This window comes from Nocardia higoensis (assembly GCF_015477835.1).
GTDB lineage: Bacteria > Actinomycetota > Actinomycetes > Mycobacteriales > Mycobacteriaceae > Nocardia > Nocardia higoensis_A.
Genome location: NZ_JADLQN010000001.1, coordinates 599,856 through 624,383, shown reverse-complemented (window position 1 = coordinate 624,383; position 24,528 = coordinate 599,856). Strand labels below are relative to the sequence as shown.

Genomic DNA, 24,528 nt, shown 5'->3' with positions numbered 1-24,528 from the left:
ATGCGCTGCCCGATCCACGGCCTCGCGGACCGGCGGCCGGGAAGGTATCGGGCCGTGTAGCACCGCGTTTCGGTACGCGGGCTGCACCGCGCTACAGGTGCCACAGCGAACCTCCGGGTGCGATAGGCACTTCGAAGTGCGCAGTTCCCTTCGGAGTGCAACTCTCCAATAGTTGGATGCGTGAACAGCGTTGAGACGATGCGAGCCGTTGTCGCTCGCGGCTATGGTGGGCCCGAAGTGCTGCAGCTGGCCGATGTGGCGGTTCCCGAACCCGGGGCCGGCCAGGTCCGGATTCGAGTGCGGGCGGCGACCGTCAATCCGGTCGACCTGGTCACTCGCTCGGGCATACTGGTCGAGGCCGGGCTGATGACAGCGCGGGAGGTCACGGGAATCGGCTGGGACGTCGCCGGCGAGATCGACCGGCTCGGCCCCGGCGTGGCGGCATGGACGTCGGGGCAGAGGGTGATCGGCCTGCGCGATCTGCTGGATGTCTCACTCGGCACCTATGCCGAGTACGTGGTTCTCGACGCGGATGCGGTGGCCGCGACCCCGCGCGGACTGTCGGATGTCGAGGCGGCGACGCTGCCGCTCAACGGTCTGACCGCCGAGCAGTCTGTGGACCTGCTCGGGCTGTCGCCGGGTGACACACTGCTGGTGACGGGCGCGACCGGTGCCGTCGGCGGCTTCGCCGTGGAGATCGCGGCCCAGCAAGGTCTTCGGGTACTGGCCCAGGGGACCGACGTGGAGTTTCTCCGCTCGATCGGTGCGGAGTGGACCATCGCTCGCGATGCCGATGTGGCCGCCGAGGCTCGCCGACTGGTCCCCGGTGGCGTGCACGGCGCACTCGACACCGCCGGACTCGGGATTCGAGCCCTCGCCGCGGTCCGCAATCGCGGCCAGTACGTCACCGTCGTCGCCGGCGCCGATCCGGTCCCGTTGCGCGGTATCACTGTCCACCACGAATGGATTCACGCCGAAGGACGAGGTCTCGCCCGCCTCGCCGAAAGCAAGCTCACCACTCGTGTGGCCGACGTCCTGCCGCTGCACGCCGCCGCCGAAGCCCATGCCCGGCTCGCGGCGGGCAGCCTCCCCGGCCGGATCGTCCTGACCCCCTGATCGGCTACCCCGGGTCATGATCGGCCAAGCCCTCGACATCCAGCCCGACGCACTACAGGCCGGCGTGACCGGGGTTCGCCGCGAGAGGTCTCCACGTCACGCAGGTTCGGCCGCGGTGGCCGTGCGTCGTTGTGCCAGCAGCTCGTCGAGCTGACGTTCGGCGCGTTCGGCACGGGCGAGAGTCTGTGCACGCGCGTCGTCGAGAGCGGTGATCCGCTGTGCCGCTTCGGCACGCGCCCGTTCGAGCGCTTCCACGGCCTCCGCGCGCTGGGCTGTCAGCGTGGCCTCGGCATCACGGCGCACCTGTTCCGCTTCGGCGCGGACTCGATCGAGGTCAGCGCGCACGCGGTCGAGTTCTCCTCGGAGCCGGGTGATGTCGGCTCGGTTCTCCTCGAGCAGCTGTTGTCGTTCGACGGCGATCTGTTCGGCGTGGGTGACGGCGCGGTCGGCGTCGGCCGCGCGCTGCACCGCCAGGTCGCGTTCGGCGGCCGCCGCGGTGATCTGTTGGGCGGATTCGCGGCGCACCCGTTCGATCTCGGCCGCCGCTTGGGCCCGCGTGGCCTCGATCTCCTCCCTGGCTTGTTGTCTGCCGCGCTCGATCTCCCGCTCGGCGTCCTGGCGCGCGGCCCTGATGCGCTCTTCGGACTCGCTGCGGATGGCGAAGACCTCTTCGGAGGTGCGCGCCACGACCTGCTCGACTTCCCGCAGGGCTTCTTCCCGCGCCGAATTCGCCTCGGCGACGAGTTCTTCGGCTCGCTCGGCAGCGGCCGCCGCATCATCGGCGGCGTCCATCGCACCGCGCCGCTCCTCCTCGGCTGCCCTGCGCGCCTGCTCGGCCGCCGCGGCGGCCATCTCCGCTTCGGCGATCCGCCGGGCCGCATCGGCCTGCACGGCCTGTACCTGCGCCTCGGCCACGGACGGGTCAGCGAGCGTGGACAACTCCGCCACCGCCGCACCGAGTGTGCCGTTCAGCTGGTCGGCCAGATCGCGGAACTGGGTGAGCAGTTCGTCGGCGCGCAGCCGCGCCGCCGTCACCGGTCCCTGTTGCGTCACAGTGACGGTTCCCTCGGGTGCCTGAGCTTCCTGCTGGAGCCGTTGCCGCTCCCGCCATGCCCGCCATCGGGTGTGGTCGGGGTGGTCGCAGTATTCGGATGGCCGACCGGGCCCGCCGCCACGAGTGATCGGTCGATGGCAGCCGGGGTAGTTACACACGCTGGACACCGATGAATCGTAGCGTTGTTTCCGTTTGCGTCAACGTATTACGACGAAACCAATCCCCACAGCCTCGCCGCGACGGCCCCGACGCCTGACCGCCGATAAGTGAACGTTATCGGGGGTCAGGCCGAAGCATGCCACAACCCTCGCCTGGCCGACGACCCTCGGCGGCCGGAATCGTTGGCATTACGTTGCGTTGGTCCAACCAAACGTAAGTCAACGTTTCCCGCTCCGAAAACTGTGCTCGGTGGTACGGCAGTACCGAACCGAGCCGGGGTCGGGGAACGACCATCGAAGGACAGGGAGGCATCAATTCAGTTGCCCGAGGGCCGTGGCTGGGGGAAAACTCCATGCCCATGGATGAGATGGACCTGCTCGAGCGCTCAGGCGGTCCCGTGACCCGCAGCCGGATCAGCCGTGACCTGGCCGCGCTCGGTCTCGCGGACGGCGACATCGTCATGTTCCACACCCGCATGTCCGCCATCGGCTACGTGGCCGGCGGACCGCAGACCATCCTCGACGCGCTCCTCGACGTCGTCGGAACGCGGGGAACCCTCATGGTGACCTGCGGGTGGAACGACGCGCCCCCCTATGACTTCCTCACCTGGCCACAGGACTGGCAGGACGCCCTACGCGCAGAACACCCGGCCTACGACCCGGAACTCAGCGAAGCCGACCACAACAACGGCCGACTCCCAGAGGCATTGCGCCGCCGGCCCGGAGCCGTCCGCAGCCGTCACCCGGATGCCGGCTTCGCAGCCTTGGGCCCGGCAGCAGCCGCACTGATGGCCGACCACCCCTGGAACGATCCTCACGGACCCGCCAGCCCCCTCGCACGGCTGGTCGCTCGCAACGGCCGGGTCCTGCTGCTCGGCGCTCCCTTGGACACCATGACGCTGCTGCACCACGCCGAGGCGCTCGCCCAAGCCCCCGGCAAACGATTCGTCGACTACGAACAGCCCATCCTCGAACAGGGCCAACGGGTCTGGCGCCGCTTCCACGACATCGACTCCGAAGACGGAGCCTTCGACTACTCGGCCGTCGTCCCCGAAGGCGAAGAGCCCTTCGAAGCCATCGCCCGAGACATGCTCGCCGCGGGAATCGGTCGGCAGGGCAGAGTCGGCGCCGCCGACAGCTATCTGTTCGAGGCCGCGCAAGTCGTCGACTACGCCATCACCTGGATCGAGAACAAACTGTAGGCACGCGGCAGAGAAGCGTGGCCTCCGAAACCATCAGCCGACCGCGCCGCGCCGATACGCCCCTCCCGCGTAGGCTTCGGACGACACCGAGATCAGCTCCCACCGGGACGACGACAAGGAGACGCTGTGCGGATCGGAATCCTGCTGAACGAACACGCCGGACCCGACAGCTTGCGCCTGTTCACCGACGAACTGCGCCGAGCCGCCGACGAAGGCTTCGACTCGGCATGGCTGCCGCACGTCTTCGGCGTCGACGCGCTCACCGCCCTCGCCATCGCGGGCAGCCGGGTCCCCGAGATCCCCATCGGCACCGCCGTCGTCCCCACCTACCCGCGCCACCCCGGCGCGCTCGCCCAGCAGGCGCGCAGCACCGCCCTCGCCGTCGGCGCCGACCGCCTGACCCTGGGTATCGGCCTGTCCCACAAGATCGTCATCGAGAACATGTACGGTCAGGACTTCAGTCGCCCCGTCCGGCACATGCGCGAATATCTCGAGGTGCTGAACCCACTGCTCGCGGGCAACCCCGTGTCGTTCAGCGGAGAAACCGTCACCGCCCACCTGGCGCTCACCGTGCCGAACGACGACCGCATCCCCGTCCTCGTCGCCGCACTGGGCGAACAGATGCTGAAACTGGCCGGACGCGCCACCGACGGCACCATCCTCTGGATGACCGGCCCCACCACCATCCGCGACCACATCGCCCCCACCATCACCGAAGCCGCCACCGCCGCGGACCGCCCCGCCCCGCGCATCGTCTGCGCTCTCCCGGTCCTGGTCACCGACGAACCCGAGGCTGCCCGCGAACGCGCGGGCAAGGTGTTCAAGATGTACGGCACGCTGCCGTCCTACCGGGCCATGATGGACCGCGAAGGCGTCACCGGCCCCGCCGACATGGCCATCGTCGGCACCGAGGACCAGGTCGCCGAACGCATTCGCGGAGTATTCGACGCGGGCGCCACCGAATTCGTCGGCATCGTCTTCGACGGCGGCGAATCCGCAGGACGTACCCGCAAGCTGCTCACCAGCATGAAGTCCTGAGATCCGCATCCACCACGCCGGTCCGGGACACACTCGGGATGCGAGCCCCGCGCCCCCTACACTCGATCCCAGTGCGTACGAGGGTGATCGGTGAAGGAGAGCGGGTGACGACAGAGGCGACCGTCGTCGTCGCGATGCCGGAATCCGTACGCGGCGAACTGCGGCGTGGCGTCGGCAGCGTCCTCGTCGACGCGGCCGCGTTGCGCCAGGTGCGAGAACGATTCGACGACGGCCAGGCCGGCGCGCTGGGCCGCTACCTCGAAGCCTCCCAATCACCGAATACTCTGCGGGCCTACCGAAGCGACTGGATCGCATGGGCCGCGTGGTGCGCGCGCGAAGGCCGCCAGGCGCTGCCGGCCGAACCACTCGACGTCGCCGTCTACCTCGCCGCCGCCGCCGACGCCGAACGCGAAGCGGGTGGCTGGGCCTTCAGCCCCGCCACCCTCGAACGCAAGGCCGCCGCCATCGCCGCCGTGCACGCAGCCAACGGCCTCGCCTCCCCCACCCGCTCCGACGTCGTGCGCCTGACCCTGCGCGGCATCCGACGCACCAGGCGCACCACCCCCACCAGGAAACGCCCCGTCCTCCTGCACACCCTCGAACAGCTTCTCGACTGCCTGCCCGAGCCGGGTTGGCCCACCGAACCCGCCCGCCGCCGCGATGCCCTGGCGCTGCTCGTCGGCTTCGCAGGCGCGCTCCGCCGCAGCGAACTCGCCGGGCTGCGCATCGGCGACATCGACGTACGCACCGACCACACCACCGGCGAACCGTTGCTGCTCATCCACCTTCCCACCACCAAGACCGACCCCACCGGCACGGCCGAACACCGCGTCGCCCTGCCCCGCGGCCGCCACCCGCGCACCTGCCCGGTCTGCGCCTACACCGACTGGCTACGGCTCCTAGAAACCCATTACCGCGGTGGACCACTCGCCGTTCGGGAGTTCTGCACCCGCCCGCGCGGCGACGACGCCATCCACCGCTGCCACAGCTTCACCGGGCTCCCCGCAGAACGCGACGACCGTCCCCTGCTCCCGACTGTCACCCGCCACGGCGGCATCGGCGAGCGCCCCATGTCCGGTCGCGCCGTCGCCGAACTCGTCAAGCGTTACGCCGCGCGCGCCGGACTCGACCCCGCCCTCTTCTCGGGTCACTCCCTCCGCGCAGGCTTCGCCACCCAGGCCGCGCTCGGCGGCGCAGGCGACCGCGAAATCATGCGCCAAGGCCGCTGGTCCAACCCCCGGACCGTCCACGGCTACATCCGCACCGCCGACCCGCTGCAGGACAACGCCGTCACCAAACTCGGCCTCTGAGCGTCTCGTCGGACCGAACTGCATTCGAGGCAACCCGTGCATTGCCGCGACGCAGATCCGGTCCGTCGCGCGGCCACGCGGTCAGTTGCCCGCCGGGCAGGCCACTCCTGCCATTCTGTCCGATCGCAATCAGGCCCAGGCCGCGCAGCACAGCTCATCCACGAGCCCGGGTGCACATCTCGCCGAAGTCGACCACCCCGGCGAGCATGCCGTCGCGGACGACCACATTCGCCGGATGCAAGTCACCATGCGGCCACAGCGGCGCGTCCTCCCAGATGGGCGCCTCGACGGCCTTCTCCAGATCTCGCGCGCACTGTCAGCGCTCCCATGACGGGCAATGATCTCGAACCCGCGATCAGCCACCTGCTGCAATCCGGACAGCGGGATGCCGCGCAGGGTTCGTCGGCGCGTGATCGGCCGGTTCACGCCGCACCCAGCGCGCGATCGTCCGGGTGTGCGCGAACAAGGCCGAAGGTTCGCGGGTACGCACAGGAATCGGTGTCGGCAGCCGCTCAGGTCTCTTCTGCGCGGCGGAGTTCGAACATGCGGAACTCCCGCCCACCCGACCGCTCGCACTCCATCGCGTACCCGGGCCAGACGCTCACCGCATGCTCCCACAGTTCCTTCCGACGCGGACCCGTCACCTCGACGACCCGCACCCGGAATCGCTCACCACCCCGGTGCACGACAGCGGTCTCGGCGGCGCGCAGGTTCGCCGACCACATCGGATGAGCCGGCTTTCCCCAATTCGACCCGATGACCAGAAAGTCCGCGCCCAGGGGCACGTACAGCAGCGCCGTCGTGCGCGGCATGCCGGTCTTGCGGCCGGGCACAGTGAGCTCCAGTGCAGGCAGGCCGGCCAGGTCGAGCACCCCCATCCGGCCGCCGCTCACCCGCCTGAGCAGACGTTCCAACCGCATGATCAGCGGCGCAGTGCGCATTACCCACCGCCACTGAGCGAGACGCCGGGCGATCCTGGGCAATGGGTTCGCGAACATTTCGCCATCTTGGCACGATCACAACACCGCCGGGCCCCCACCCGCCAACCGTGGAAGCCGCACAGGAATGGGTAGCATCGACTCACGATGATCACGGTCGCCACCTGGAACGTCCTGCACCGCATCCACGCCGACAACTGGGGCGAGGAGGCGCCGCGGCAGTGGCCCGATGAAGCCGCGCGCATCACCGCGGTTACCGAATGGATCGCAGGCCGGACCGAGCAGATCATCGCGTTGCAGGAGGTGAGCGGCGATCTGCTCAACAGCCTGCGGATCGCGCTGCCCGACCGCACCGTCCTGTTCTTCCGCTATCCCCGCGTACCCACGCCGCGGCGGGTGGCCGCCGAACTGACCGAGCCCGCGGAGTACCTGGCACTGATCCTCGACAAACCCGCCAAGGAGATCGCCGCCGATGCGTTCCGCGACGATCCAGGCAAGGGCATCCTCGCGGTACAGGTCGGCGAGCTCACCGTGGTGGCAACACATCTCAGCGGCGCCGGACGCAATCGTGGCCAGCTCGACCGCCTGGCCCGCTTCGCCCGCGACCACAGCGGATCGCCCATGGTGATTCTCGGCGACTTCAACACCTCCCGCGAAACGGTCGCCACGCACCTCACCGAATTCACCATCGCCGAATTCCCCGACTCCGCGCCACCGACCCGTCCCAGGCCGATGCCCCACCGCTCGCGCGATATCGACCACATCGTCGTCCGCGGACTCACCGTCGTCGATGCCGATGTCGACAACAGCGGCGACCGCTCCGACCACAACTACGTCCACGCCACGGTGACCCGCGACGCGACCCCGTAAACGCTCTCCCTCTGTCTCCGACACAGGCGACGTCGAATACGGCGGGAGTGGTCACCGCGTGTGTCGGAAGTCCGGACGCAATAGAACAGGCCGGTTCGAGAGGTCCCGGTGTCTTTGCTGGTTTTTGTGGTGAGGATTGTTGGTTGGTGAGTATTCGAGTGAGGGAAAAACTCATGGTTAGATGCGCATATCTACGTATCTTGATGTAGATTCCGACCTGTTCTCAGATGCTTGGTGCGATCCCCCGACTGCTCGAAGTTGTTATTTGTCAACCGAATTGCCGAACCGGATGTTGCCGCATCTCCCCGAGCGGGATACTCCCCTGCAGTGACCGCACTACCCCGCCGGAGCGGAGTCCGAGGCCGTTCGCCGCACTCCCCCGCACCGGAACAGGAGCACGATGCCCTCTCGCCGTCGGCCGACTCTTCTCGGCCTGATCACTGCCCTCGCCCTCGTCGCCGCCGGGAATCCGGGGCTCGCGAACAGCATGCCCGCCCCGGACACGGTCGCACCCATGAGTGACGATTTCCTCTGGGGCGTAGCGTCTTCCGGATTCCAATCCGAGGGCGACGCGCCCGACAGCAACTGGTCGCGCTACGTCGCCCAGGGCAGAACCGAGGATCCCTACCTCGACTCCGTCGATTTCCACGGCAGATACCGATCCGACATCGCGCTCGCGGCCGAGCTGGGGGTGAAGGTGTATCGCATCGGCATCGAATGGGCTCGGGTGCAGCCCGCGCCGGGTGAGTGGGACGAGCACGGGTTCCGGTTCTACGACAGCGTGGTCGCGGCGATCCGGGCCGCGGGCATGCGGCCGATGATCACGCTGGACCACTGGGTGTATCCGGGATGGCAGGCCGATCGCGGCGGCTGGGGTGATCCGGGGATGGTCGAGGCCTGGGTGGCCAACGCGCGCCGAGTGGTCGACCGTTACGCGCACGCCGACCCGCTGTGGGTGACATTCAACGAACCGATGGTCTACCAGGTCAGGGAGGTGACCTACGGCGGCCTCTCGGCAGGCGACGCGCCCGCCATGCACGACCGGATCGCACAGGCGCACAATGCGATCTACGACCACATCCATGCCGTGCAGCCCGGCGCGATGGTCACCAGCAATGTTCCCTACGTCCCCGCTGTCGAAGATCTGGTGAACAAGCCGCTGCTGGACAAGATCGGCGCCAAGCTCGACTACATCGGGATCGACTACTACTACGGCGTCTCACCGGACGCGCTGGCCTCCGAGTGGAGCATCGCCGAGCTGTGGAAGAACCCGTTGCACGCGGAGGGCATCTACTACGCCCTTCGGCACTACGCCCGCGCTTTCCCCGGCAAGCCGCTCTACATCGTGGAGAACGGGATGCCGACCGACGACGGGCAGCCTCGCGCCGACGGCTACGGCCGCGCCGATCATCTGCGTGACACCGTCTACTGGCTGCAACGCGCCGAAGCCGACGGCATCGATGTGATGGGTTACAACTACTGGACCCTGACCGACAACTTCGAATGGGGTTCCTATCGCGCGCGTTTCGGCCTCTACACGGTCGATGTGCGCACCGACCCGACGCTGACCCGCAGGCCGACCGATGCCGTGGCGGCCTACCAGGAGATCACCCGGGCCGGTGGCGTGCCCGCGGATTACCGGCCCACCCGCGCCCCGCACCTGTGCTCGCTGGTCGACGGCGTCGCCAGCTGCCTGGAACCGGTCACCGTCCCTCGATGAGGTGACCGGCCCAGCTCAGGCACGCCTACCGAACCGCACCGTCGAGTCGGTGAAGTCGTGCGCCGCGGGTCGTTCGTTGACGTGATGTGTGCGGGCGACCAGCGCCGACCGCAGATACCAGAGGCCGGCCGGCTTGGTCGGGTCGAAGGCGATGAGCTGACCGATCCGTCTGAGCCGGTAGTCGACGGTGTTGGTGTGCACGTGCAACAGCCGCGCGGTGCGTTGCCGATTCAGGTTGGTGGCGATGTGCACCCGTAGTGTCTCCAGCAGCTCCGGATACTCCTCGAGCGGATCGAGCAGTGAGCCGAGGAATTCCAGCGCCGGGCCGGGGCGGGTGAGCTGGTACTCCAGCGCCAGATCGGTGAACCGGTACAGGCCGGATTCGCAGTGCATCCGATGCACCATGTCCAGCAGTTCGTGCGCCTGGTCGGCCGCTTGCGGGATCTCGGCGGGTGCCGCCGACACGACAGTCGCGCGGACCGGCACCTGCGCGGCCGTCGACAATCCGGCGACGAGGTCGTCGAGGTCCTCGTCGGCGCAGGTGGGCACCGGAATAAGGACGGTGCCGCCGTCCACGCTCAGCAACGACAGCGCCGTCTCGCCGCATCTGGTGGCGAGTTCGGCCTGCAGCCTGCGCAACTTGCGCCTGGCCACGACGCCCGCGTCCAGTGCCGGGTTGTGTTCGTCGCGGTGCGGCGGAATCGCCAGCGCCAGTACGTGATATTCCTCCGAGAGCGGGATGCCGCACTCGCGCACCATGGTCGAGGTGCTGTTGCCCGCGAGCAACGCCGAGGTGAGGGTGTGCGCGGCCGTGTGGTGCTCGCTGACCACCGCGCGCAGTTCACGCACATAGGCCGCGGAGACGGCCGCGGTGATGGTGTCCAGGATTTCCATGAAGCGGCGTGCCACATTCACCAGGCTCTGGTAATCCTGTGCGCCCGCATGCGATTGGATCACCTCGAAGCTGAGCTTGAAGCCCTCGTGGATCGCGTGCTGGATGGTGTCGATCGGGATGCCTTCGCGCGCCCAGCCCGCCGCGGCGCCGGCGACGCTGTCGATGTCCTCGCCGATCTCGTCACCGTCCAGCATCCGCATCGCCAGTTGCAGGCAGACCCTGGTCACGGCTGTCACGTCACCGCTGAGCGCTTCGCCCGGTAGAGTCCCACACGGCGCGACGTTCTCGACGAAGTGACCGACCATTCGGCGCGAAATCGTGCGAACATCCCTCAGATGTGTGGACGCGGGCCTACCGGAGACGATCAGATCCGGATCCGCAGTGGGTGGTGGGGTCATGGAGATTCCTTCCGCCCGAGTATCGCAGCGATTCAACCTAACGGCCCTCGCGTGCACACCGGCCAGGTACCGGCAGTGTTTGTGATACCCGACGAACTCTCTCGCCACCCCTTGTGATCGCGCCCAGGTTGTGTCAGGTCAGGTCTGCTCTAGACTCGGTGCGTGCCGACCCTCCCGCCCTCGGATCCGCCTCCCGGCGGCAGACAGGCGCGCTGGCAGCCGCACAACGAGGGGCGGCGCGATCGGATCGTCGCCGCGCTCGTCGAACTGCTCGAAGAGACCGCGCCCGGCGCCGAGGTGCCGATGCAGCGGATCACCGAACGGGCCGGGCTCGCGAAATCGGTGGTGTACCGCCAGTTCTCCGGACGCGACGAGCTGGACCGACGGACCAGGAGCGCCATAGCCGACCAGTTCGCCGACGCCCTGGGCGCGGCGCTGGACGTCTCGACCGGCTCCATCAACGAGATCCTGCACCGCACCATCGCCGTGGTGGTGGACTGGATCGACCAGCACGCCGGGCTCTACGAATTCCTGCGTCGCGGGCCGCTGTACGGCGATCCCGACGACGTGGACGGCATCAGCAGCCTGAAGGACCGGATCGCGGCCGACACCCGCGCGCTGGTGTCGGGCCTGGCCGGGGTGGTCGGTGTCGTGGACGAGCCGGTGGTCGACACGATGACCTTCGCCATCGTGTCGATGACCGAGGCCACCGTGACTCGCTGGGTGCGCAGCCGGGAACGCATGTTGAGCAGGGAGCGACTGATCGGCGAGCTCGCGGGTTACGCGTGGAACGTCCTCGACGGCGTGGGGCGCGCACAGGGCCTCGACCTGGACCCGGACGAGCCGCTGCTCGCCGTGCTCACCCGCCTCTCCGCTGTCCGGGCGCCGCACTGAGCCGCGCACAGCGGGTCACACGATCCGCCGGACGGGCTCCCCGCGGTGCCGCGACGGCTCGCCGTCGACGTGCAGCAGTGCCCACAGCTTCGTGCTGACCGGCGTCATCAGGCCGAGGTCGGCAGCCAGTCGGCGTACGTCCCCGAAGTAGCCGGACAGGATCCGCCGGGAGTGCGGCGCGCGCCAGAAGGCTTCGGCGAATACCTCACGCGGAATACCGAACTCCTTCGCGAACGACCGCGGCGGCACCATGATCTCGCCGGCCAGCCAGCGCATCACCACCGGGAAGGCGACCGCGGCCGCCGCACGCCCGGCCGCGGACATGTGCGCCAGGTGCGCTTCGAGGAACTTGTTGGCGAAGCTGATGTGGCGCGCTTCCTCGGCGATGTGGATCTGCATCGTGCGCCGGACCGCGGGCGGAATGTTCGCGCCGTCGCGCAGCAAGGCCTTCTGATAGTGGTCGATCGGTTCCTCGCCGCCCAGGATCCCGATGAACAGGATCGCCGGGGCGAAGCCGCCCGCGACGCCGATGAAGGGCGAGAGCGCCCGGAAGATCGGCCGCATGCCGGGCACATCGACACCGATGCGGTTGACCAACTCCTGGAACATCTGGATGTGGTTGCACTCTTCGGTCATCTCGTGCAAGCAGTAGCGGAACTCCGGCGAGCCGTTCGGCAGCTTCATGATGTACTGCATCACCCCGCGGATCAGCACGCTCTCGAAAGCGGCGCCGACCTTGATCGCGTTGGCGGTGCGCCACCGGCCGATCTCGATCTGCCGGTCGATCGGGAGCTCGCGGTACCACCTGGTGGCCCCGAGTGGATCGTGCTCCGGTGAGAGGACCCATCTCGGGTCGTCCGGGTCGATCGCGAATTCCGGCGCATCCCAATCGATGTCGAGATACGGGTCGAACTTGCGATGCACCGAACCTTCCGAGAGCGTCGTCAGCGCTTCCCGGTATGCCTGGTCGAACAATCCTGTGCTCGCCGATTCGGACAGCGTCATCGATGCCTCCTCGTTCCCGCCGACGGTGCGACGCCGGTCGTTCGCACGCGGGGCGCGTGGTGGTTTCAGAGTATATGGGACCGACGGTCCCACACAACACTTCCAGCGAATCGGACGACGCTCCGTACGAGTGCAGAGCCGCGCCCCCGCGAGTCACATCTGTCGGCCCTGCCGCCCAGTTGGCCGAGCTGGTCATCCGAGCGGCACTGCCGGACGCGGACAGGCCGATCCCCATTCACCGCAGGAAGCGCTACGCGCGCCGAGCCGGGGTAGCCTCGCCGCCCGAGGGATGGACCGCCATGGCCCTGGTAGGTGTGGCGGTGTCACGAAGTCGAGAGGACAGCACCCGGCCCACCGATGAACCGATTTCCCCGGAAAGCCCGGACGTTCCGAAGGTCAGGCTTCGGATTCGCGGACAGCGCGATCGATCTCGTCGGCCAGGGTCGCGCCCGCCACTTCCCGGGCGGCGGCGCGGAAGCGTTCCCGGAACCGGTGATGGTCGGCACCGATCCCCTCTCCCCCGTAGCCGGTCGGCAGGGCGTCGCGGAACGTGGCGACGATCTCGTCGGCGAGTTCGGCGAGCCTGGTCCGGATGAGTTTGCGTAGCGCGCCGCTCAGGGCGATGTCGGTGCCGAGGTCGTAGAGAATGAGGGCGCCCTTGAGCATGGGCTGGTCGGGGATGCGCCAGCCCGCCTCGCACGGGGCGATGTACTGGGCCGCGACGAGTTCGTCGAGGACCTCGGTGCGGCGATCGCCGAGCAGCGCCGAGAGCTGCTCGTCGTCGAGCACCACCGACTGGTCGCTCGCGCCCGGGTAACGGGGATCGAGGACCGCGCGCCAGTCGGCCGGAGCACCCTGCTGACTCTGCGCGTCGAACACCTCGCGAATCGCTCCCAGCCGCAGGCCACGCGTCTGCATCTCGGCGATCTCGCGCAGCCGGGTCAGATGTTCGTCGTCGTAGACGACTTCCTTGCCCGCGCGACCGGGCCTGGGCAGCACACCGAGGGAGTGGTAATAGCGGATCGTCCGCGCCGGAACACCGCTGAGGTCAGCGAGCTGCGAGCGGTTGTAGCGGGACACGTTGGTCAGCATAGAGGCAGCGAGCAACTTTCGTTGACAGTCACAGCTGTCGGCGTTAGCGTAACCCGGGTCACTGTCGACCCCACCGAGGAGTGCCCATGCCCCAGCGAGAGACCGACTTCGACGTGCTCATCGTCGGGTCCGGATTCGGTGGCAGCGTCACCGCGCTGCGCCTGGTGGAGAAGGGCTACAAGGTCGGCGTCCTCGAGGCGGGCGCGCGCTACGCCGATGACGAACTGCCCAAGACCAGCTGGGACATCCGCAGATTCCTCTGGGCGCCCGCGCTCGGCTGCTTCGGCATCCAGCGCATCCACCTGCTACGCGACGTCCTGATCCTCGGTGGCGCGGGCGTCGGCGGCGGCTCGCTCAACTACGCCAACACCCTCTACGTGCCGCCGGAGCCGTTCTTCCGCGACGCGCAGTGGCGCGACATCACCGATTGGCGCGAGGAGCTCACCCCGTACTACGAGCAGGCGAAGAAGATGCTCGGCGTGGTCCAGAACCCGCACATGACCCAGGCCGACGTGATCTTCAAGAAGGTCGCCGACGATCTGGGCTGCGGCGACACCTTCGTGCAGACCCCGGTGGGCGTGTTCTTCGGCGAGCCGGGCGAGAAAGCGCCCGACCCGTACTTCGGCGGCGTCGGCCCCGAGCGCACCGGCTGCATCGAATGCGGCGACTGCATGGTCGGCTGCAAGTACGGCGCCAAGAACACCCTGGTCAAGAACTACCTCTACCTCGCCGAACAGGCGGGCGCGCGGGTCCTGCCGATGACGACGGTCACCGCGGTGCTCCCGCAGCCGGACGGCACCTGGACCGTCGAGACCAAGCGCACGGGCAAGATCATCGGCACGCAGCCGAAGAGCTACACCGCGCGCCATGTGGTCTTGGCCGCGGGCACCCGCGGCACCCAGCAACTGCTGTTCAAGATGCGCGACAGGGGCGTGCTGCCCAAGCTCTCGAACCGTCTCGGCGTGCTCACCCGCACCAACTCCGAGGCGATCGTCGGCGCGGCGACCAAGAAGCTGAAGCCCGGCCAGGACTTCACCCAGGGCGTCGCGATCACGTCCTCGATCCACCCCACGCCCGACACCCACATCGAGCCGGTGCGCTACGGCAAGGGCTCCAACTTCATGGCCCTGTTGCAGACCCTGATGGTCGACGGCGGCGGCAAGCTGCCGCGCTGGCTGAAGTTCGTGCTGCTGGTGCTGCGCAGGCCGCTGGACACCCTCAGCTTCCTGAGCACCAAGAACTGGAGCGAGCGCACCATCATCTCGCTGGTGATGCAGAACCTCGACAACTCCATCACCACCTACACCAAGCGCGGCCTGTTCGGGCGTCGATTGACCTCCAAGCAAGGTCACGGGGAACCGAACCCGACCTGGATCCCGGTCGGCAACCAGGTGACACGCAAGGTCGCCGAGGAGATCGGCGGCATCGCGGGTGGCAGCTGGGGCGAGATCTTCAACATCCCGCTCACGGCGCACTTCCTGGGCGGCGCGGCCATCGGCGCCGACGCCGAGCACGGTGTCATCGACGCCTACCACCGCGTCTACGGCTACCCGACCATGAGCATCGTCGACGGTGCGGCGGTCTCGGCCAACCTGGGCGTGAATCCCTCACTGACCATCACCGCGCAGGCCGAACGCGCCGCCGCCTACTGGCCGAACAAGGGCGAGCAGGACCTCCGCCCGCCGCAGGACCAGCCGTATCGTCGCATCGCACCGGTCCCACCCGCACGGCCCGTGGTACCCGAGAGTGCGCCCGCCGCACTGGTACTGCCCATCTTCCCGGTGAACCGCGCCGAACAGGACACCCCCAGACCCGCCTGAGGACTCACCGCGACCCGGCCGGAAGACAGGCTGCGGCGAAACCCCACCGGGGTAACCCGCATCCTCGTATCTTTGCCTCGAAGCAGAAGATCGGAGTGGGAGAAGTGGCCACAGACAAGATGACCGCCGACTACGTCGTCGTCGGAACCGGATCCGCGGGTGCGGTGGTCGCCGGTCGGCTCAGCGAAGACCCCGGCGTGGACGTGGTCGCCCTCGAGGCCGGACCTGCGGACAAGAACAAGTTCGTCCATATTCCGGCCGGGTTCTCGAAGCTGTTCCGCACCGAGCTGGACTGGGATTACCTGACCGAGCCGCAGCCCCACCTCGGCGATCGCCAGATCTACTGGCCACGCGGACGGATGTTCGGCGGCTCCTCGTCGATGAACGCGATGATGTGGGTGCGCGGGTTCCGCGCCGACTACGACGAGTGGGCGCTGCTGGCCGGAGAACAGTGGGGCTTCGCCGCCGCCGTCGAGCAGTTCCGGCGCATCGAGAACGTGCAGGACGCCCAGTACCCCGACGAGGGTACCGGCGGACCGTTGCACATCCAGCGTCAGCGCAGCCCACGCTCGTCGACCGCGGCTTTCCTGACCGCGGTCCAGGAGGCGGGGTTCTCCGTCGAGCCGCCGAATCGCCCACAGCCCAACGGTTTCAGCCAGACCATGGTCACCCAGCGCAACGGCAGACGCTGGAGCACCGCGGACGGCTACCTTCGGCCCGCGATGCGCCGGCGGAATCTGACCGTGCTCAGCGAGTCGCAGGTCACCAAGGTACTGTTCGAGGGAACCAAGGCCGTCGGCGTCGAATATCGTCGCGGTGGCGAGACTTTCACACTGACCGCCCGGCGTGAGGTCGTGCTGTGCGGCGGCGCGATCAACAGTCCGCACCTGCTCATGCTCTCCGGTATCGGCGATGCGGACGAGCTGACGCGCCACGGCATCCCGGTCGTCCACCACGCCCCCGAGGTCGGCGCGAACCTGCAGGACCATCTGGTGGCCGGCATCGGCTACTCCTGCGAGGATTCGCTCTTCGCCGCCGAGAAGCCGCTGGAGTTGGTGAACTACCTGCTGCGCCACCGCGGCATGCTCACCTCGAATGTCGGCGAGGCCTACGGGTTCGTGAAGAGCAGGCCCGAACTCGAACAGCCCGATCTGGAACTGGTCTACGCCCCCGCGCCGTTCTACAACGAGGGCCTGATCGAGCCGGCCGAACACGGCAACATTCTCGCCACGGTGCTGCTGCGTCCGCACAGCCGGGGCCGGGTCGGGCCGGCCTCGGCCGACCCGCTGGCCAAGCCGATCATCGATCCACGCTACCTGTCCGACAGCGGCGGCATCGACCGCGCGGCCATCCTGTCCGGACTGCGCACCTGCGCGCGGATCGCCGAGACCCCCGCGATGAAGACGATCCTCGGTGACCTGATCTACCCGCCGAACGCACCGGCCGACCTCGAGGCGATCCTCGAGCACACGCTCACCGGGTACGCTCACACCCTCTACCATCCGATCGGCACCTGCCGGATGGGCACCGACGCGGTCAGCGTGGTCGATCCGGACCTGCGGGTGCGCGGCGTGCAGAACCTGCGCGTGGCCGATGCCTCGGTGATGCCGCTGCTGGTGCGCGGGCACACCCACGCACCGAGCGTCTTCATCGGCGAGCAGGCGGCTCGCCTCCTGCGCTCCGCGAGCTAGAACGCCACACCCGGAAGGCCACACGCCGGGACATGAACCGTGTCCCGGCGTGTGGCTAGATGGCCGGGATGCGGTCGAAGCCCAACGGCGGCGTCGGGTGCGGGCCCGAGCGGCCCACCGGACGGAAGTCGGGCAACGCGGCGAGCACGTCGACATTGCGCGCGGCATAGCAGCGCACCTGGGGCAGGGCGCGCGACACCTCCGCGCGCTCCACCGGTTCGTCGTCGATGAAGCCGATGGTGTCCAAGCTCAGGCCCAGCGTGCGGGCGATGCGCACGATGGACGCCGATTTGCGGCCCCAGCCGATCTCCAGCGCGGAGAACATCTCGTAGACACCGTGCCGGTAGAGCTGTTCGAGTGTCATACCGCGGTCGCTGCGGCTGGCCGCGGCGTGCCAGATCCCGCGGTCGCTCAACGTCCGCAAGGTGCGCACGGCCGCGGGCCGTGGCGCGGTATTCGTCCCGTCGGTGACCACGCCATCCCACAGCGTGTTGTCCAGTTCCCAGACCAGGCATCTCAGAGCCGGTCGCATCGCCTGCCCCCATCCGTCGTGAACACTGCAGCACCTGCCGTGGCGGGTGCCGACGATGATACCGGTCCCGATGAGCGGACCGGAGTGCCCCGAAGTCCGCACGCCACGCCCTGGCTCGTTGTGACGCCCCCCTATGTAATCGATCCCGGGGTGTGCGAAGCGTCTCATCACCGATAGAGTCGAGCGCCGCACCTCCGTTCGACTTCCTCGACGGATCGAGCGCCACGGCCAAATCGAAGGACACGACAACATATGAGCGGTACGCGAGACAAGCTGGATCAGCTGATGGGGATCCTGGAGCTCGCCGAGGAACCCGCCGGCGAGGCAGGCATCGCGAAGCGCAAAGCCAAGGAGATACCCAGCGCTCGCGAACGCGTGCGCCTGCTCTTGGACAAGGGCACCTTCGTCGAGATCGGCAAGCTGGTGCGCCAGCCCGGCGGCGGCAACGCCATGTACGGCGACGGCGTGGTCACCGGGCGCGGCGAGATCAACGGCAGGCCGGTGGTGGTGATCGCCCACGACCAGACCGTGCACGGCGGATCGGTCGGCGAGATGTTCGGCCGTAAAGTGGCCGCCGCCATGGAGTTCGCCTACCAGAACGCCTGCCCGGTCGTCGCCATCAACGACTCCGGCGGCGCCCGCATCCAGGACGCGGTGACCTCGCTGGCCTGGTACGCGATGATGTGCCGCAGGCAGGAGGATCTGTCGGGTTTCGTGCCGCAGGTCGCGATCATGCTCGGCAAGTGCGCGGCCGGGTCGGTGTACGGACCGGTGAACATGGACGTGCTGGTCGCGACGGAGAAGTCCTACATGTTCGTGACCGGGCCCGAGGTGATCAAAGCGGTCACCGGTGAGACGGTCAGCGCCGAGGAACTCGGCGGTGCGGCGGTGCAGGCCCAGAACGGCACCGTGCACCACGTGGCCCCCAGCGAGCAGGCGGCCTTCGAATGGGTCCGCGACTACCTCGGCTATCTGCCGTCGAGTTGCCTCGAGCAGCCGCCGGTGGTCAATCCTGGCCTCGAGCCGGAGCTGACCGAGCACGATCGCGAACTCGACTCGATCATCCCGGACTCGGACAAGGCCGGCTACGACATGCACGAGGTCCTGCTGCGCATCTTCGACGACGGGCAGTTGCACGAGGTGGCCGCGGGCACCGCCCCGAACCTCATCACCGCCTTCGCCCGGGTCGACGGCCGCAGCATCGGCGTGATCGCCAACCAGCCGCAGGTGCTCGGCGGCGCGCTCGACGCCCAGTGCTCGGACAAGGCCACCCACTTCATCCGGCTCTGCGACGCCTTCGGTCTGCCCCTGGTGTTCGTGGTGGACACTCCGGGCGTGCTGCCTGGCATCGAGGAGGAGCGCAACGGCGTCATCAAGCGCGGCGGTCGCTTCTTCCGCGCGGTGATCGAAGCCACGGTGCCGATCGTGACCATCGTGACCCGCAAGGCCTACGGCGGCGGATACGCGGTCATGGGCTGCAAGCCGCTCGGCGCCGACATCAGCTTCGCCTGGCCTACCGCGCGCATCGCGGTCATGGGCGCGGAGAGCATGGTCGGTATCATCGGCCGCAAGCGCCTGGCCGAGACCCCCGAAGAGCAGCGCCCGGTGGTGCGCCAGCAGATGATCGACTTCTACAACGCGACAATGGCAACCCCGTGGATCGCCGCCGAGCGCGGGTACATCGACGGGGTGATCGAGCCGTCGCAGACCCGGCTGGAGATCCGCAAGGCGCTGCGGATGCTGCGCGACAAGAACCCGCGCCCGCGCGCCAACCCGCGCAAGCACAGCCTGTTCCCTGTGTAGGAGAAAAACTGTGCGGGAGTAATCGCGCGAGCGGGTGATTCCCGGGAGACTATGAATTTTCACAAATTTCCCGGGAAGTCGCCCACGGCGGTCGGTCGGTCGGTCACACCATGCCCGACCGACCGGACCGCATCCCGCTGACCAGCCGCGTTGTGTTCTCGCACAGCGTTTTCCGGGATTCGGATGGATCGGCGGACAAGGTGTGCGCGGGAATAACCCAAAGTGCTTGACCGGAATCGGACGGCCGGTTACAAATAGATTTCCCGCCGACCCGAGCCGTTCGAACCGGCCGACGAGAATTGCACGCCAGTGGTTACCGATGTCTTCGATGTGACCGCGGACCTTCCCATCCCCCGCCAGTCGGTCTGGGATCTGCTCCGCGAACCGCAGACCTATCAGCGCGTCTTCTCCGGCATCGGCGCGTGCGATCCGATGGAGCCGGTCGGCGGACACGCCATGCTCCGGATCCGGGTGGGCACCGCGCACAGCGGGATCCGGGTACACATCGTGCAGCTGCGCATCCGGCGGTGGTACGAGAGTCTCGAGCTGGTGTGTCCGGCACAGGGCAGCTTCGCCTCGGTGCGGCTGCTCGGCGACGAGCGGCACACCCGGGTGGTGGTCACCCTCTTCGCCCCCGGTCGCATGCATCCGGCCGTCGAGCAGGCCACCAACGCGGTGATCGTCGCATGGACCGAGCGCGGACTGCGCCGGCTGTCGGACCTGGTGCGCGGTGCGCCCACCTCGGTGATCGTCAACGGGGAGAACACGCCGCTGCGCAGACGAGCGGAGATCCTCCGTCACGTGATCGGCGCCGGAATGGTTCCCTCCACGCGTCCCGACATCGGCCTCAAGCAGCTGCGCACCCTCACGGCGTGGGGTTTCAACCTCGCGGGCGGATACGCGGCGGGCGCGATCGCCGAGCCCGGGCGCACCGCGCTCATCGACGCGCACGGCGAGCTGACTTTCGGCGAGATGCACCGCCGCACCACCGCGATCGCGGCCGCGCTGGCGGAACTGGGCATGCGCGCGGGCGACTCGGTCGGCCTGCTGTCGCGCAACCATCGCGGCATGGTCGAGACCATGGTCGCCGCGGGCAAACTCGGCATCGACATCGCGCTGATCAACACCGGTCTGCCCGCTCGCCAGATCGAGGACGTCGTCCAACGCGACAAGCTCTCGGCGCTGTTCGTCGACGACGAATTCGACCCACTGGTCCGGTATCTGCATTCCGACCTGCCGCGCTACAGCACCGGCGAGACCACCGCCTTCCCCGGCAGGCTCACCCTCGGCGACCTGGCGGGCATGGGCCACACCCGCTTCCGCAGACCCGCCAACCCCGGCAAGTTCATCGTGCTGACCTCGGGCACCTCGGGCACGCCCAAGGGGGCACGCAGGCCTCAGCCCAAGGGTTTCGGCACCATCGCGGCACTGCTGTCGCGCATTCCGCTCGCGATGGGCGAGACCATGCTGATCCCCGCTCCCCTGTTCCACACCTGGGGGCTGGCGGCGCTGCAGCTGAGCACCGCGCTGCGCGCGCGGGTGGTGCTGACCGATCGGTTCGACGCGGAGGAATGCCTGCGTCTCGTCGCCGAACACCGGGTGCACACGCTGATCGTGGTGCCGATCATGGTGCACCGCATCCTGGAACTGCCCAAGCATGTGCGATCCCGCTACGACACTTCCAGCCTGCGGGTCGTCGCCAGTTGCGGCGCGCCGCTCGCGGCGGGCACCGTGCTGGACTTCATGGACGCCTACGGCGAGATCCTGTACAACGTCTACGGTTCGACCGAGGTCTCCTGGGCCACCGTCGCCTGCCCGGCCGATCTGCTCGCCTCGCCCGCCACCGCGGGCCGCCCGCCGCTGGGTACCAGGATCGCCGTGCTCGGTCCCGATCACAAGCCGGTCCCGGTGGGTGCCACCGGGCACGTGTTCGTCGGCAACCACATGCTCTTCGACGGCTACGTCAACGCCGCGCCGCCCGAGGAGGCCGACGGCATGCTCGACACCGGCGATCTCGGCTATCTCGACGCCTCCGGCCGGCTGTGCATCGCCGGCCGCGACGACGAGATGATCATCTCCGGCGGCGAGAACGTCTTCCCCCGGCCGGTCGAGGAAGCGCTGTCGTTCCTGCCCCAGGTCCGGGAAGTCGCCGTGGTCGGCGTCCCCGACCGCGAGTACGGTCAGCGGCTGGCCGCCTTCGTGGTGAAAAGGGAAGGCGCCGGACTGGACTCGGACATGGTGCGCACCTACATCCGCAATCGGCTCAGCCGCTTCTCGGTGCCGCGCGATGTCACCTTCCTGAGCGCACTACCGCGCGGTGACACCGGCAAGATCCTCAAGCGACTGCTCGCCGGACCCGGCGGCGAGCCCGCACAGCACCCGATCATCGGCACCATCGCGCCCAGCCCCTGACCCCACCGGCATCTCCGTCAACGCGCGCGGGGCTCGTCCACGGTCTCGGGCCTGCGGTGCCGCAGCGCATCGAGCAGCCCTCTGGTGTACTGCGGCGGCGAGGCGTGCACCGAGAGCATGTTGGCCACCGACCGGTAGGCCGACAGGTCGGATTCCTTGTCCAGGTACAACGCGCCGGTCAGCTGTTGCAGGTAGACGATGTCGGGCAGGTCGGACTCGGTGAAGCGCAGCATGGTGAAGCCGCCGTCGGTCAAGGCCGGTCCGCCCACGTGATCGGCGAGCACCTGCAGGGTGATGTTGGGCCGCGAGACCGCCTCGATCAACCGGTCCAATTGCTGCCGCCAGACCGTGGATCCGCCGATCGGCCTGCGCAGCGCCGCCTCCTCGACGATCAGCCACACCTGCGGTGGGTCGGCGCGATCGAGGATGTGCTGCCTGCGCATGCGCAGTGCGACCCGGCGTTCGATGGCGTCGGCGGGCTTGTCCGGGTGGGCCAGCGTCAGCAGGGCGCGGGCGTAGTCGGCGGTCTGGAGCAGTTCGGGCACCGCCCTGGGCTCGTAGCAGCGGATCAGCCGAGCACCCTGTTCCAGTCCCAGGTAGGTGTCGAACCACTTGGGTAGCCAGTCCGAATCGCGGTGCCACCAGCCCGAGGCGTTCGCACGACGAGCCAACTCCAGGAACTCGTCACGCTCGGCCTCGTCGGACACGCCGTACAGCGCCAGCAGGTCGACCAGGTCACGCTCACGGAAGCCGGTGCGTCCCAGCTCGAGTCGGCTGATCTTCGAATGCGATCCGCGGATCGCCTCGCCGGCTTCCTCTCGCGTGATGCCGCGCCCCTCGCGCAGTCGCCGCAGCTTGCCGCCGAGGATCATTCGAAGCACGGTGGGACCACCTTCGTGCGCGGATCGTCTTGCCGAAGAGGAAGATTCATGACGGGACACGTCGAACAGCCGGCCTTCCGTAGAACGCATCCATAGAGTCTGCCATGCGCGAGAGGTATGACTCCACAACTAAACCGGAGTGTCTTCCGTCATATTCTTCACCCGCGAACACCGTTCCCCTCAGCCGTTTTCCGTGTTGGCTACGCTGGTGCGGACGCGGCAGACACGGCCGCGTCCGGCGCGGCGCGAGGAGGGACACGCGATGACACTCCAGGAGCGGATCCGCCTCGAGCGGCCACGGACCTGGATAGCGGCCCTCGTCCTGTGCGCCGCCCCCGGGATCACCGCATGCGGTTCCGAGGCCCCTGCTCCCATGACTTCGGCGCCCACAACCTTGCCGCTGTCGATCACCGCCACGACGGCGCCCCGCTCCACTTCGGCCTTGGCGCCACCGACCGTGGACCCCTACGCCGGACAGCCGTTGATCGAGCGCGTCGCGTGGACCGAGGGCCAGGACGGGGCCAGACTGTTGGTCTTCCCCACCCGTGCGGGCCGCGACACCACCTTTCCCGGCGCCGAGGAGCGCGCCTGGGCGGAGATCCGCGCCCACTCCCCCGCCGCCGAGTCGCCGGGCATGTACGACCAGTTCATCTGCCATTGGCACTGGGCCCGGCTGGTCCAGCCGGACAAGCCCAGCTGGAACCTCGAGCCGTGGCGCCCCGCCGTCGGGTATGAAGGAACCGTAGCGGCCTCCTGCAATCCCGGCGGCCCGGAGCGCTGACCCTCGGGCGGCACGCGCGCGAGATCCGGCCCTCCCACGAGCGCGACAGGAAGGATTCGACCATGGATGTGGCGATCGCGGGGGGACACGGCAAGATCGCCTTGCGCTTGGCCGAGCAGTTGAGCGGGCAGGGGCATCGTGTGCGCGCACTGATCCGCAATCCCGAGCACGCCGACGACGTCGCCGCCGCGGGAGCGGTCCCGGTGATCCTCGACTTGGAGCAGGCGAGCGCCGACGAGCTGGCCGAGGCCATCGCCGGCGCCGACGCGGCGGTGTTCGCGGCGGGTGCGGGCCCGGGCAGCGGCGTGGCGCGCAAGTACACCGTCGACCGGAACGGTTCGATCCTGCTCGCCGACGCCGCGCAGCGCGCGGGGGTCCGGCGCTTCGTGCAGATTTCGGCCATGGGCGCGGGCGAGCCGCCCGCGCCGGGCGGTGACGAGGCCTGGACCGCCTATGTGGAAGCCAAGACCCAGGCGGAGGACGATCTCCGGTCAAGGGACCTGGACTGGACCATCCTTCGGCCGGGACGACTGGTCGATTCCGCACCGGTCGGGTCGGTCACCCTCGACACCGGGCGGGTGGGTCGCGACAGTATCGCCCGCGCGGACGTGGCCGCGGTCGTCGCCGCGCTGCTGCCCGCCGCGAATACCGTGCACACCACGCTCGAGCTGGTCCAAGGCACGACCCCGATCGGCGACGCCGTCGCCGCGATCGTTAGCTGAAAAATTGCCCAACTGAACTGCGTGACAAAGGGATCAGAACCTAACAACCGGTCGGGTTTCGTCTGCGATCGCCCCGGTGGATTCGTTTTCATCACGATTGCGCGTGCCTGCTCCCCTTCCATTGACAGAAGCGGTAGACCAAGAGGGCAAGGCGGGCGACACAGCGCGGAGCAGTCCGACCGCACCGCGCAAGTCG

At 68.5% G+C, this 24,528-nt stretch carries 21 protein-coding genes; 13 read left to right on the top strand and 8 right to left on the bottom strand.

The features are described 5' to 3' along the window. Positions 1 to 198: 198 nt before the first annotated feature. Positions 199 to 1,116, top strand: coding sequence for an NADP-dependent oxidoreductase (locus IU449_RS02775; protein ID WP_195000380.1), 918 nt, complete (start codon positions 199 to 201; stop codon positions 1,114 to 1,116). A gap of 96 nt (positions 1,117 to 1,212) precedes the next feature. Here IU449_RS02775 and IU449_RS02770 read toward each other — a convergent pair whose 3' ends face one another. Beyond that, positions 1,213 to 2,169: a hypothetical protein gene (locus tag IU449_RS02770; RefSeq protein WP_195000379.1), complete on the bottom strand. Its 957-nt coding sequence runs from the start codon at positions 2,167 to 2,169 to the stop codon at positions 1,213 to 1,215. Between the two features lie 518 nt (positions 2,170 to 2,687). Between IU449_RS02770 and aac(3) the strand changes: the two genes are divergently transcribed. The 3 genes from aac(3) (at position 2,688) to IU449_RS02755 (ending at position 5,878) form a co-directional block, all read left to right on the top strand. Beyond that, complete coding sequence (gene aac(3), locus IU449_RS02765; RefSeq protein ID WP_195002268.1) at positions 2,688 to 3,530, top strand: aminoglycoside 3-N-acetyltransferase; 843 nt, start codon at positions 2,688 to 2,690, stop codon at positions 3,528 to 3,530. Between the two features lie 126 nt (positions 3,531 to 3,656). After that, on the top strand, positions 3,657 to 4,568 hold the full coding sequence (locus tag IU449_RS02760) for an LLM class F420-dependent oxidoreductase (protein WP_195000378.1): 912 nt from the start codon (positions 3,657 to 3,659) through the stop codon (positions 4,566 to 4,568). Positions 4,569 to 4,672: 104 nt separating this feature from the next. Beyond that, the gene (locus tag IU449_RS02755) at positions 4,673 to 5,878 is read left to right on the top strand and encodes a site-specific integrase (RefSeq protein ID WP_324188059.1); all 1,206 of its coding nucleotides are present in this window, start codon (positions 4,673 to 4,675) and stop codon (positions 5,876 to 5,878) included. 154 nt (positions 5,879 to 6,032) lie between these two features. Here the strand turns inward: IU449_RS02755 and IU449_RS29765 are convergent, their stop codons facing one another. Both IU449_RS29765 and IU449_RS02745 read right to left on the bottom strand, forming a co-directional pair. After that, positions 6,033 to 6,179 (bottom strand): phosphotransferase, encoded by a 147-nt coding sequence (locus IU449_RS29765; protein WP_416382148.1) that lies wholly within the window; start codon positions 6,177 to 6,179, stop codon positions 6,033 to 6,035. 211 nt (positions 6,180 to 6,390) lie between these two features. Next, positions 6,391 to 6,819: a nitroreductase family deazaflavin-dependent oxidoreductase gene (locus IU449_RS02745; protein WP_195000377.1), complete on the bottom strand. Its 429-nt coding sequence runs from the start codon at positions 6,817 to 6,819 to the stop codon at positions 6,391 to 6,393. 144 nt (positions 6,820 to 6,963) lie between these two features. Between IU449_RS02745 and IU449_RS02740 the strand changes: the two genes are divergently transcribed. Together IU449_RS02740 and IU449_RS02735 are read left to right on the top strand one after the other, a co-directional pair. Continuing rightward, complete coding sequence (locus tag IU449_RS02740) at positions 6,964 to 7,686, top strand: endonuclease/exonuclease/phosphatase family protein (protein ID WP_195000376.1); 723 nt, start codon at positions 6,964 to 6,966, stop codon at positions 7,684 to 7,686. A gap of 400 nt (positions 7,687 to 8,086) precedes the next feature. Further along, positions 8,087 to 9,406, top strand: a complete 1,320-nt coding sequence (locus IU449_RS02735) for a family 1 glycosylhydrolase (protein ID WP_195000375.1) — start codon at positions 8,087 to 8,089, stop codon at positions 9,404 to 9,406. 15 nt (positions 9,407 to 9,421) lie between these two features. On the opposite strand, the gene IU449_RS02730 is transcribed toward IU449_RS02735, so the two are convergent. Then, positions 9,422 to 10,699, bottom strand: coding sequence for a PucR family transcriptional regulator (locus tag IU449_RS02730; protein ID WP_195000374.1), 1,278 nt, complete (start codon positions 10,697 to 10,699; stop codon positions 9,422 to 9,424). 162 nt (positions 10,700 to 10,861) lie between these two features. Here IU449_RS02730 and IU449_RS02725 point away from each other — a divergent pair, with 162 nt between their 5' ends. Further along, positions 10,862 to 11,593 carry a TetR/AcrR family transcriptional regulator gene (locus IU449_RS02725; RefSeq protein ID WP_195000373.1) on the top strand — a complete coding sequence of 244 codons (732 nt, stop codon included), beginning with the start codon at positions 10,862 to 10,864 and terminating at the stop codon, positions 11,591 to 11,593. Positions 11,594 to 11,608: 15 nt separating this feature from the next. Here the strand turns inward: IU449_RS02725 and IU449_RS02720 are convergent, their stop codons facing one another. After that, a complete protein-coding gene (locus IU449_RS02720; protein WP_195000372.1) occupies positions 11,609 to 12,598 on the bottom strand; it encodes an AurF N-oxygenase family protein in 990 nt (329 codons plus the stop codon). Between the two features lie 396 nt (positions 12,599 to 12,994). Further along, positions 12,995 to 13,690, bottom strand: a complete 696-nt coding sequence (locus IU449_RS02715; protein ID WP_195000371.1) for a MerR family transcriptional regulator — start codon at positions 13,688 to 13,690, stop codon at positions 12,995 to 12,997. An 86-nt stretch (positions 13,691 to 13,776) separates the two neighbouring features. On the opposite strand from IU449_RS02715, the gene IU449_RS02710 reads away from it, so the two are divergent. Beyond that, positions 13,777 to 15,510: a GMC family oxidoreductase gene (locus tag IU449_RS02710; RefSeq protein ID WP_195000370.1), complete on the top strand. Its 1,734-nt coding sequence runs from the start codon at positions 13,777 to 13,779 to the stop codon at positions 15,508 to 15,510. 119 nt (positions 15,511 to 15,629) lie between these two features. Beyond that, positions 15,630 to 17,201: a GMC family oxidoreductase gene (locus tag IU449_RS02705; RefSeq protein ID WP_195002266.1), complete on the top strand. Its 1,572-nt coding sequence runs from the start codon at positions 15,630 to 15,632 to the stop codon at positions 17,199 to 17,201. 55 nt (positions 17,202 to 17,256) lie between these two features. On the opposite strand, the gene IU449_RS02700 is transcribed toward IU449_RS02705, so the two are convergent. Beyond that, positions 17,257 to 17,733 carry an HAD-IIIC family phosphatase gene (locus tag IU449_RS02700; protein WP_195000369.1) on the bottom strand — a complete coding sequence of 159 codons (477 nt, stop codon included), beginning with the start codon at positions 17,731 to 17,733 and terminating at the stop codon, positions 17,257 to 17,259. Positions 17,734 to 17,985: 252 nt separating this feature from the next. On the opposite strand from IU449_RS02700, the gene IU449_RS02695 reads away from it, so the two are divergent. Both IU449_RS02695 and IU449_RS02690 read left to right on the top strand, forming a co-directional pair. Continuing rightward, entirely contained in the window at positions 17,986 to 19,536 is a 1,551-nt protein-coding gene (locus IU449_RS02695) for an acyl-CoA carboxylase subunit beta (RefSeq protein WP_195000368.1), read from the top strand. 309 nt (positions 19,537 to 19,845) lie between these two features. Continuing rightward, positions 19,846 to 21,948 carry an AMP-binding protein gene (locus tag IU449_RS02690; RefSeq protein ID WP_324188058.1) on the top strand — a complete coding sequence of 701 codons (2,103 nt, stop codon included), beginning with the start codon at positions 19,846 to 19,848 and terminating at the stop codon, positions 21,946 to 21,948. Positions 21,949 to 21,965: 17 nt separating this feature from the next. Here IU449_RS02690 and IU449_RS02685 read toward each other — a convergent pair whose 3' ends face one another. Then, positions 21,966 to 22,820, bottom strand: coding sequence for a helix-turn-helix domain-containing protein (locus IU449_RS02685; RefSeq protein ID WP_195002264.1), 855 nt, complete (start codon positions 22,818 to 22,820; stop codon positions 21,966 to 21,968). 271 nt (positions 22,821 to 23,091) lie between these two features. On the opposite strand from IU449_RS02685, the gene IU449_RS02680 reads away from it, so the two are divergent. Both IU449_RS02680 and IU449_RS02675 read left to right on the top strand, forming a co-directional pair. Then, a complete protein-coding gene (locus IU449_RS02680; RefSeq protein ID WP_228803653.1) occupies positions 23,092 to 23,610 on the top strand; it encodes a DUF2599 domain-containing protein in 519 nt (172 codons plus the stop codon). Between the two features lie 62 nt (positions 23,611 to 23,672). Beyond that, complete coding sequence (locus IU449_RS02675; protein WP_195000367.1) at positions 23,673 to 24,332, top strand: NAD(P)H-binding protein; 660 nt, start codon at positions 23,673 to 23,675, stop codon at positions 24,330 to 24,332. Positions 24,333 to 24,528: the final 196 nt, after the last annotated feature.

Bases quoted from the DNA above. Each gene is read 5' to 3' on its own strand.
- IU449_RS02775 (WP_195000380.1), top strand. From the start codon at position 199: ATGCGAGCCGTTGTCGCTCGCGGCTATGGTGGGCCCGAAGTGCTGCAG.
- IU449_RS02745 (WP_195000377.1), bottom strand. From the start codon at position 6,819: ATGCGCACTGCGCCGCTGATCATGCGGTTGGAACGTCTGCTCAGGCGG.
- IU449_RS02740 (WP_195000376.1), top strand. From the start codon at position 6,964: ATGATCACGGTCGCCACCTGGAACGTCCTGCACCGCATCCACGCCGAC.
- IU449_RS02735 (WP_195000375.1), top strand. From the start codon at position 8,087: ATGCCCTCTCGCCGTCGGCCGACTCTTCTCGGCCTGATCACTGCCCTC.
- IU449_RS02730 (WP_195000374.1), bottom strand. From the start codon at position 10,699: ATGACCCCACCACCCACTGCGGATCCGGATCTGATCGTCTCCGGTAGG.
- IU449_RS02720 (WP_195000372.1), bottom strand. From the start codon at position 12,598: ATGACGCTGTCCGAATCGGCGAGCACAGGATTGTTCGACCAGGCATAC.
- IU449_RS02715 (WP_195000371.1), bottom strand. From the start codon at position 13,690: ATGCTGACCAACGTGTCCCGCTACAACCGCTCGCAGCTCGCTGACCTC.
- IU449_RS02710 (WP_195000370.1), top strand. From the start codon at position 13,777: ATGCCCCAGCGAGAGACCGACTTCGACGTGCTCATCGTCGGGTCCGGA.
- IU449_RS02705 (WP_195002266.1), top strand. From the start codon at position 15,630: ATGACCGCCGACTACGTCGTCGTCGGAACCGGATCCGCGGGTGCGGTG.
- IU449_RS02700 (WP_195000369.1), bottom strand. From the start codon at position 17,733: ATGCGACCGGCTCTGAGATGCCTGGTCTGGGAACTGGACAACACGCTG.
- IU449_RS02695 (WP_195000368.1), top strand. From the start codon at position 17,986: ATGAGCGGTACGCGAGACAAGCTGGATCAGCTGATGGGGATCCTGGAG.
- IU449_RS02685 (WP_195002264.1), bottom strand. From the start codon at position 22,820: ATGATCCTCGGCGGCAAGCTGCGGCGACTGCGCGAGGGGCGCGGCATC.
- IU449_RS02680 (WP_228803653.1), top strand. From the start codon at position 23,092: ATGACACTCCAGGAGCGGATCCGCCTCGAGCGGCCACGGACCTGGATA.
- IU449_RS02675 (WP_195000367.1), top strand. From the start codon at position 23,673: ATGGATGTGGCGATCGCGGGGGGACACGGCAAGATCGCCTTGCGCTTG.